8 protein-coding genes and 1 pseudogene are annotated in these 8,444 nt (G+C 71.6%); 7 read left to right on the top strand and 2 right to left on the bottom strand.

What is annotated here, in order from left to right:
- Positions 1 to 817 (top strand): molybdopterin-dependent oxidoreductase (locus CCN56_RS01600; protein ID WP_179199635.1); only part of this gene is annotated, 817 nt, incomplete at its 5' end.
- 84 nt (positions 818 to 901) lie between these two features.
- Positions 902 to 1,552, top strand: a complete 651-nt coding sequence (locus CCN56_RS01595; RefSeq protein ID WP_086822500.1) for a fasciclin domain-containing protein — start codon at positions 902 to 904, stop codon at positions 1,550 to 1,552.
- Between the two features lie 91 nt (positions 1,553 to 1,643).
- Here the strand turns inward: CCN56_RS01595 and CCN56_RS42455 are convergent, their stop codons facing one another.
- Positions 1,644 to 1,874 carry a hypothetical protein gene (locus tag CCN56_RS42455; RefSeq protein ID WP_143664400.1) on the bottom strand — a complete coding sequence of 77 codons (231 nt, stop codon included), beginning with the start codon at positions 1,872 to 1,874 and terminating at the stop codon, positions 1,644 to 1,646.
- A 433-nt stretch (positions 1,875 to 2,307) separates the two neighbouring features.
- Positions 2,308 to 2,514, bottom strand: coding sequence for a hypothetical protein (locus CCN56_RS42450; protein ID WP_143664399.1), 207 nt, complete (start codon positions 2,512 to 2,514; stop codon positions 2,308 to 2,310).
- Positions 2,515 to 2,996: 482 nt separating this feature from the next.
- On the opposite strand from CCN56_RS42450, the gene CCN56_RS01580 reads away from it, so the two are divergent.
- The 5 genes and pseudogenes from CCN56_RS01580 to CCN56_RS01560 all read left to right on the top strand — a co-directional run.
- Positions 2,997 to 4,421, top strand: a complete 1,425-nt coding sequence (locus CCN56_RS01580) for a nucleobase:cation symporter-2 family protein (protein WP_086822491.1) — start codon at positions 2,997 to 2,999, stop codon at positions 4,419 to 4,421.
- Between the two features lie 61 nt (positions 4,422 to 4,482).
- Positions 4,483 to 5,181 carry a helix-turn-helix transcriptional regulator gene (locus tag CCN56_RS01575; RefSeq protein ID WP_086822488.1) on the top strand — a complete coding sequence of 233 codons (699 nt, stop codon included), beginning with the start codon at positions 4,483 to 4,485 and terminating at the stop codon, positions 5,179 to 5,181.
- A gap of 159 nt (positions 5,182 to 5,340) precedes the next feature.
- Positions 5,341 to 6,209: pseudogene (locus tag CCN56_RS01570) on the top strand (hypothetical protein).
- Positions 6,210 to 6,380: 171 nt separating this feature from the next.
- Positions 6,381 to 7,001: a hypothetical protein gene (locus CCN56_RS01565; protein ID WP_143664398.1), complete on the top strand. Its 621-nt coding sequence runs from the start codon at positions 6,381 to 6,383 to the stop codon at positions 6,999 to 7,001.
- A partial coding sequence (locus tag CCN56_RS01560; RefSeq protein WP_256961654.1) for a M48 family metallopeptidase occupies positions 6,998 to 8,444 on the top strand: 1,447 nt, incomplete at its 3' end. The genes CCN56_RS01565 and CCN56_RS01560, both read left to right, overlap by 4 nt.

The following is an 8,444-nucleotide window of genomic DNA, read 5'->3' as shown; positions in this document are numbered from 1 at the left end:
CTGGCGGCTGCGGATCCACGGCAAGGGCGTCACCCGCCCGCGCACCTACGCTCTCGCCGATCTCCTCGCCCGCCCCCTGATCGAACGCGACATCACGCTCACCTGTGTCTCGAACGAGGTCGGTGGTCCGTACGTCGGCAGTGCCCGCTGGCTCGGCGTCCCCCTCGCCGACCTCCTGCGGGAAGCCGACGTGCGGCCACCGTCCAGGGGAGGCGAGGCCGACCAGCTGGTGGCGCGGTCGGTGGACGGAATGACGCTCGGCTCCCCGGTGGAGGACGTCATGGACGGCCGGGACGCGATGCTCGCCGTCGGCATGAACGGAGAGCCGCTGCCCTTCGACCACGGCTTCCCGGTCCGGATGCTCGTCCCCGGTCTGTACGGGTACGTGTCGGCCTGCAAGTGGATCACCGACATCGAGCTGACCACCTTCGACTCCTACGACCCGTACTGGGTGAAGCGCGGGTGGGCCCGCCGGGCGCCGATCAAGACCCAGTGCCGCATCGACACCCCCAAGCCGTTCGCCCGCCCGTCGGCCGGCCCCGTCACGGTCGCCGGCGTCGCCTGGGCGCAACACCGCGGCATCACCCGCGTCCAGATACGCGTCGACGACGGCCCGTGGCAAGACGCCGACCTCGCCACCCAGGCCGGCTCGGACACCTGGCGCCAGTGGTCCTACCGCTGGGACGCCACCCCCGGCGGCCACACGCTTACCGTCCGCGCCACCGACGGCACCGGACGGGTCCAGACCGAACAGCGCACCCGCACCATCCCCGACGGGGCCAGCGGCCGGCACGGCGTCTTCGTCACCGTCACCTAGACCACCGGGCGGCCGAAGGCCGCACCGGGCAGCACGACCACCCACACAACACGCGAACAGAAGCCCTTCAAGGAGTAAAAGCTCATGAACAGCATGAAGATCCGCCGCACCGCGATCGCCGTCGCCGCTGCCACCGTGCTGCCCTTCTCCCTGGCCGCCTGCTCCGACTCCGGCGGCGACACCAAGGCCGCCCCCACCGCGGCCGCCGGAGACGAGGCGAAGACGCGGACGAGCACGCCCTCCGAGGCGCCGACGACCGACGACCAGCCCTTCGGCCCGGCCTGCGCCGGGGTACCGAAGGAGGGCGCGGGCTCCTTCGACGGCATGGCCAAGGACCCGGTCGCCACCGCCGCGTCCAACAACCCGGCCCTGTCCACCCTGGTCACCGCCGTGAAGAAGGCCGGCCTCGTCGACACCCTCAACAACGCGGAGAACATCACGGTCTTCGCGCCGACGAACGACGCCTTCGCCAAGATCCCGAAGGCCGACCTCGACAAGGTCCTCGCCGACAAGGCCACCCTCACCAAGATCCTCACCTACCACGTCGTCGGCCAGAGGCTCACCCCGAAGCAGCTGGAGAACGGCAGCTTCGAGACCCTGCAGAAGGGCGTGATCACCACGAAGGGCTCCGGCGAGGACTACACCGTCAACGACACCTCCAAGGTCGTCTGCGGCAACGTCAAGACGGCCAACGCCAACGTCTACATCGTCGACACCGTTCTCATGCCCAAGTAACCCGCGCCGGGAGCACGATCCGCCAACGGCCGGTGGCCCCGCCTCCTTCTCCGGAGGGACCGGGGCCACCGGCACGTACGGCCGCTTCGCGTCAACCGGCCGGATGGCCCGGCCCTGCGCGCTGGTCCCCCTGGCAGGAGCTGGTCCCCCGTCGGGAGCTGGTGCACGGCCCGGGCGGCAGGGGGCGCTGCTGCTTTCGGCTGATGGACAGGGACAGGTCGGTGACCTGGTGCTTGGCAGGGAAGGCACCCTCGCTTGTGGTCTTGCCGATCAGCACGTCGACCGCGTAGAGGCGATATTCCAACGAATCCAGGCTGTTCATGGTTCGCCCGGGCGCCTTCTGCGCGGTCGGCAGGTCCGATGCCAGGCTGCACCTGGAGTTGAGGTCGTGTGCTGCGGCGGTAGGGTCGGGGTCGTCCTGACGGAGGTTGGCGGACACCAACAAGGACAACCCGGACCGCCAGGTCCGGTTGTCGTCCCTCGCGCAGCGGCTCGCTGCCGCATGGCTGTAGGCGGTGTCTGCGGCCGCACCGACCGACCGCCCGGCGCGTGGTCCTCGGCCACCACGGCGAAGGGCGGGTCCGCATGGCCGTGGCACCGGCCCGTCCCTCTGCAGACGGCCTTGTCACCGGCGCCGGGCGGCAGGCGGTTGACGGTGACGACCACCTTTCGGAAGGTCACGGAGGCGTTCTGGTCGTCGTGGTGGACGACGGACTTGTTCACGTCCAGCGGCCCGCAGGGGGAGCCGTGGTGCTTCACCTGGCAGGTGGTCTCGGCTTCTCCTCCCCGAGTTCGGCCCGGGACCAGGTGGATCCGTCGGCGGTGACGTTGTGCACGGCCGATCCGGTGAGGTCGGCGGTCGCCGTGCAGGGCACGAGCTCCCAGGGTGTGCCGAGCGGGACGGCGATGGACGGATGAGGGGCGCTCCTCGGGAAGATCGCCGAAATCGGCGTGGCGGCCATGACGAGGGCGTGTTGGATACCGGCGTGTTGGATTCCGAGGAGGAGGATCCGGCCCTGGACGGGAGCCGGACCGATCGGGGCGCCGGTGTGCCAGGGCGCCCCATCCTCGTCAAGGGTGCGCACACAGGGGTGCCGTGACTGAGGGGCGCGCCGTCCCTGGGATGGCAGGGGAAACGAAATCCGCAGTCGATGTGGCCGATGTCCATGGATTCGTAAGTTACCGAGGAGTTTTGGTTAAAAAACCATGGCCTACTGCCTTGCGTGGCGCCCTGCCCGTCCGCAAGGATCTGTGCCTGGCCCGGGCCCTTCGCCCCGGCTCCCTCACGCCTCCATGTCTGGACGCCTGGCCGCACCGGTAACCCCGTGCCGCCAGCCGGTGAACCGCCCGATCCGCGCGGCCGCCCGGACCCCTCCTTCGAGGCTCTCTGCGCGACCCGGAGTCGCGCTTCCTCTCATTCACCTACCCTCAAGGCAAGGCAGAGATGGCACCGCAGGCCTCGCGCCGACGACCCCTCACCACCCCGCACCCGGTGGACGAGGTACTTCCGCTCCCCACCCTCGCGCTCTACGGATTCCAGCACGTCCTGGCCTTCTACGCCGGTGCGGTGCTCGTACCGGTGATCCTCGGCAGCAGCCTCGGCCTTTCCGGCCGGGAGCTCGTCTACCTCATCAACGCCGACCTGGTCACTGCCGGGATCGCCACCATCATCCAGGCGTGGGGTTTCTGGCGGATCGGAGCCCGACTACCGCTCGTTCAGGGTGCGACCTTCACCGCGGTCTCGCCCATGATCGCCATCGGGCAGGGTGCGGGCGGCGGCACCGCCGGCCTCCTCGTGGTGTACGGCGCCGTGATCACCGGTGGAGTCGCGGCCTTCCTCTTCGCCCCTTTCGCCGGGCGGCTGACCACGTACTTCCCCCCGATCGTCACCGGCACCCTCCTCACGGTCATCGGCATCGTCCTCATCCCGGTGGCGCTCCAGGACGTCGGCGGCGGCTCGGCGCTCATGGACGGGCCCCACTACGGAGACCCGGTCAACCTCGCGTACGCGGGTGGAACCCTCTTGTTCATCCTGCTGGTGATGCGGTTCGGCGGTCCGCCCCTGCGCAGCGTCGCGATCCTGCTCGGACTGGTGGGAGGAACCGCCGTCGCCTGGCTGCTCGGCGACGCCGACCTCGGGGCGGTCGACCAGGCGGACTGGCTCGGCGTCAGCACTCCCTTCCACTACGGCCTGCCGCACTTCTCGCTCTTCCCCATGCTGGCGATGGTCGTCGTGATGCTCATCACCATGGTGGAGACCACGGGAGACGTGTACGCCATGGGCGAGATCACCGGACGGAGGGTCGACGGTGACACGGTCAGCCGCGCGCTGCGCGCCGACGGCGTCGCCACCGTGCTGGGCGGGGTACTCAACTCCTTCCCGTACGTGGCGTTCGCGGAGAACATCGGTCTGGTGCGCATCTCCCGAGTCACCAGCAGGTTCGTCGTCGTCGCGGCCGGCTTCTTCATGATCCTCCTCGGTCTGGTGCCGAAGGCCGGAGCCCTGGTGGCCTCCGTCCCCCACCCCGTGCTCGGCGCGGCGGCCGTCGCGATGTTCGGCATGGTCGCCACCGTCGGCATTCAGATCCTCGGCAAGGTCGACCTGCGGGAGGAACGCAACGCCATCATCCTGGCCGTCAGTCTCGGCACCGCGATGCTTCCGACGGCCGTCGCGCCCTTCTTCGAGCGTATGCCGACCGAGGTGCGGGCCGTCCTGGGCAGCGGAATCACGCTCGGCACGCTGGCGGCGGTCCTGTTGAACCTGTTCTTCCACGTCTTCGAGAGTCGCCGGAAGCGGGAGGACATCGACTGGGACGGCCTCGCCGCGTACGACGACGGGACGGGCGCGCAGACCGCCACGGCCCGCTGACCCCCTTCCCGCTCCGCCGAGCCCGGCGTCTCGTGGAGCCGTTCACCGAGGTGATCTGCACATGCCCACCCCTGCGTTCTCTCCCGCCCAGGCCCGGGCCGCCCGTCTCCGTATCGGCCTGACCCCTGAACAGGTCGTCGTCGGGATGGCGCAGTTGGGGCTGTACCGCTCGGTGGAGGCCCTCGTGTCCTGGGAGTCGGGGGCGGTGGCGCCTTCGGAGGCCGAACTCTTCGCGCTGGCCAGCGCGCTGTGGTGCCCTGTGCCGGTGCTCATGGACCTGAAGCCGAGATCTCTTCGCGAGCATCGCCTGGCCCGGCAATTCGGCGTCGAACGGCTGGCCCTGCGCATCGGCATGGACGTGCACGACTACGTCCGCATCGAGAGCGACCACCGCTGGAGCGGAACCGACCGGCAGGCCCTGCTGCTCGCGGACGCCCTGGGCCTCGAACCGGGCGAACTGCTGAGGGCCATCGGGTGGGCCGGCGACCTCGACGATCGGCTCCGCCAGGCCGTCGAAGGCCGATGGAAGCAACACGCCACCCCGCTCGCGCGGCTCGTCGGCGCACCCGAGCGCACGGTGGCGCGGGCGCTGCGTACCCTGCACCAGGAGTACGCGCGCTTCAACGAGCGCTACATGGGCCATCTCGTGGCTCGCAGCGACAGTGCACGACTGAAGGAGATCGCCACGGAACGGACCGAGTGGCTGCACGCTCTGTCGGACCGTTTCCTCCACCTCGTCGCCCATGACTCCTCGACCTGAGATCGCGATCCGCTCCCTCCGCTCAAGGGGGACGGCGAGGGGCCGTCGTCGGCGACGATGCGGTTCTCGCCGTCGACGATCACCGGCTGTTCGCCGGTCGGCCCGGGGAGCGGAGGACGAGTTTCTCGACGTCGACACCGTCGTCGTTGCCGACGCGGAATCCGACGCGGCGGTGGCATCCCGCTCGACGTCGTGAGTCCCCCGGCGCAGCACCTGTCCCGGTTCATCGCGCAAGTCGGCGCGGAGTTCCCTCGCGGTGGCCAGGGCGACCGCTTCCGGCGAGGGGCTGTACCGCATGGTGGTCCCGGCGAAGGTCGCCGCCCGGTTCGGGCAGGGCATCGTTCGCCCGATGGTGCCGAAGGGGGGGTGCCGGCGGCATCTTCGGTGAACTCGTGGACTCGACGGGCAGGATCGCCGCCAGAGCGCGGTTCGTGCCGGTCGGAGGAGCGGCAGCGGCGGGCGCGGCCGGTGGCGCCGGTGCGACCGCCGGCGGCACGGCGCTCACCGTGGCCGCTCCGCTCGTGCTGATGGCCGTGGCGGTGGGGACGAGCGCGCACGCCGACCACAAGCGCCGGCAGGCCGTCGAACTCGGCACGTTGACAAAGTCGTTCCCCGGCGTCGACGACCACGGCGGTGCCTTCCGCACCGACCTCGAACTCGCTTCCCTGGCCATCGCGCTGAAGCGGCGGGTGGTCGCCCTCCAGGCCGTCGAGCACGCCCAGAGCGATCCCGGCAATCCGTTCGAGAGCTTCACCCGCGTGCTCAAGCGCGATCAACAGCGCCTCGACGAAATGGAGTCGGGCATCGCCGATGTCCTGGTACGCCTGTCGTCGCTGGAGCCGGCACGCCCGAATGGTCTGCTGCCCGTCCTCACGACCGGTGAAGTCGATCGCCTCATGAGCGCGGTACACCGGATTCACCAGCCGGGCGCCGGCGTCACCGCCAACAGCCGCACGACGGACGTGGCGATCGAGATCGCCCGCCACAAGGACGGCTCGGTGGTCGTGTTCCCTGCGCTGCCCGCGTAGGCACAGGCGCGCTCGCGGCCCGGACCGGGCTGCGGCCCCCGGCCGTGCTGCGGGTTGTCCTCGCGGCGGCCGGCGGCCGGATCCGTTCGGTGCACCTTGATTCCCCCTCGTGTAGTCCCCAACTTCTTTGGCATCATGGCGAGTTGGCGGAAGCGTCGGATGGTGGGGGAGGTGTCCGACCACATGCGCGGATACGAGTACCAGGGCGGGGACGGCGACGTCGGGCGCTACGACACCGGGATGGCGACCCGGCTCGCCCGCCGTGCGGTGGAGGCGGCGGCACCGCACGAGCTGCCCCAGTTCCCGATGACGGCCGAGGCCTTCCACCGGTCGCCCGCGAAGTACCGGCTGTGGCCCGTCCACCGCGACGAGCCGCTGGGGATCGGCCTCGACGTGGTCGCCGCGCTCATCAGCACCGCGGCGCTCTCCGCCGCGGCCCAGGTCCTCGACCACCTCGCGCAGCAGTCCACCGCGCAGGCGGTGGACACCACCCGGAGCCGGTTGTTGCCGCGGCTGTCGCGCCGCCGCACCCGACGGGCCGTCGAACCGGCCGCCACGCCCGTGGAGGTGGAGCGGCTGAGCGCAGAGCAGCTGACCCGGCTGCGCGAGGTGGCCAGGCAGGCGGCGCTCCGGTGGCGGGTGCCCGAGCCGCAGGCGCAGGCGATCGCGGACGGGATCGTCGCGGAGCTCGCCACCCTGTCCCAGGAGAGGCCGGACGCCGGCGAGCCGGGCGGGGAGGGGCCGGACGCCGGCGAGCCGGGCGGGGAGGGGCCGACCGGGGCCGTTCGGTGAGGCGGCAGAGGCCGGGACCGGCGGCGCGCGGCCGCCCGGGCCCGTTCACGCTCCCCTCCGGCACGTCGGTGCGCTTCGCGCTGCTGATCGCCGCGATGGCCACCGTGTCGGCCCTCATGGTGAACGGCACCTCGTCCGTCCTCCTGTCCTCGGTGCGGTGGGAGGAGCTACAGGAGTACCACGACTGCTACGCCCGGGCGACGGAGGAGGCCGCCCGTGAACGCGGCTCCGCCACGGACATCCGCATCCCCACCGAGCTCGACCTGGGCGACTGCCGGGACCCGCGCGCCGACGCGAGCCCACTGATCACCGCCGGAGTCTCGACCGGCCTGCTCCTCGCCCTCCTCGGCGCCTACGTCGGCCTGCCCCGGCACCGGACCCGGCGGCGCGGCTACCGCCCGCTCACCGGCATGCCCGAGCTGTCCGCGTATCTGGCGGGCCTGCTCGGCGAGTCGGGCGTACGCGCGCGGGTCGTCTTCCTCGCCGAACCACTGAACCCGGAGGTCCACGCGCTCGCCTTCGGACGCCTCGGACGGCGCCGGGTGGCCCTGAGCGGCGGGCTCATCACCCTGTACTCCCTCGACCGGGCGGCGTTCCGGAGCATCGTCCTCCACGAACTGGCACACATCCGCAACCGGGACCTGGACATCGCCTTCCTGACGCTGATCCTGTGGCGGGCGAGCATGCCGGTACTGGGGGTGCTGACCGCCGTCGCGGCCCCGACCTCCCTGCTCCTCGGGGGCGCGCTCGCGGGCACCGTCCTGGCGTTCGCCGTCCAGGTCCCGCTGCTCGCCGCACTGGTGACCCTGCTCAAGAACGCGGTGCTGCGCAGCCGGGAACTGTACGCCGACGCGCGGGCGGCGGAGTGGGAGGGCTCGGCCGACGGCCTGCGCAGGCTGTTCGGCGACCCTCCCGCCCAGCAGCAGGACACGAGGGTCGAACGCGGTCTGCTGAGCCGGGGAGTCGGCCCCGGTCTGCTGAGCGTCCACCCGCCGCTCGCCCAGCGGGCGCGGGCGCTGACCGACCGCCGGGTCCTGTACGAGGTCGGCTTCTGGGACATGAGCGCGGTCGGTGCGGCGGGCGCCTTCGTCTACGACATGGTGAGCCTGGGGCCGATCGGCGGCGGCAGCCAGGCGGGACCGGTCACGGAGCTCGCCGCGACGGTCCTGTCCGGGGTCCTGATGGTGGGCGCGGCGGGGACGGTGCTGTGGCAGGCGGTGGCGCACGCCCCGGGCTCCCTCACCGCGGCGCGCGTCCGGCAGGCCGGGCTCGGCCTGGGCCTCGGTCTGGGGGTGTTCCGGCTGCTGTCCCCGTCGGGGGCCTTCGGCCTGGTGAGCGTGGGCGGCAAAGGGGCGTCGCTGGCCTTCCCGTACCTCGCCCTGACGGGTCTGTGCGGCTGGGCCCTCGTACGGTGGCTGGTGCTCGTCGCGGGGGCCTGGGGGC

It is taken from the genome of Streptomyces sp. NRRL B-24572, from assembly GCF_002156145.1.
In the GTDB taxonomy this organism is placed as follows: domain Bacteria; phylum Actinomycetota; class Actinomycetes; order Streptomycetales; family Streptomycetaceae; genus Streptomyces; species Streptomyces vietnamensis.
Note: the sequence above shows the minus strand (reverse complement) of the source record. Positions and strands in the feature narration are given on the sequence as shown.

Bases quoted from the DNA above. Each gene is read 5' to 3' on its own strand.
- CCN56_RS01595 (WP_086822500.1), top strand. From the start codon at position 902: ATGAACAGCATGAAGATCCGCCGCACCGCGATCGCCGTCGCCGCTGCC.
- CCN56_RS42455 (WP_143664400.1), bottom strand. From the start codon at position 1,874: ATGAACAGCCTGGATTCGTTGGAATATCGCCTCTACGCGGTCGACGTG.
- CCN56_RS42450 (WP_143664399.1), bottom strand. From the start codon at position 2,514: ATGGCCGCCACGCCGATTTCGGCGATCTTCCCGAGGAGCGCCCCTCAT.
- CCN56_RS01580 (WP_086822491.1), top strand. From the start codon at position 2,997: ATGGCACCGCAGGCCTCGCGCCGACGACCCCTCACCACCCCGCACCCG.
- CCN56_RS01575 (WP_086822488.1), top strand. From the start codon at position 4,483: ATGCCCACCCCTGCGTTCTCTCCCGCCCAGGCCCGGGCCGCCCGTCTC.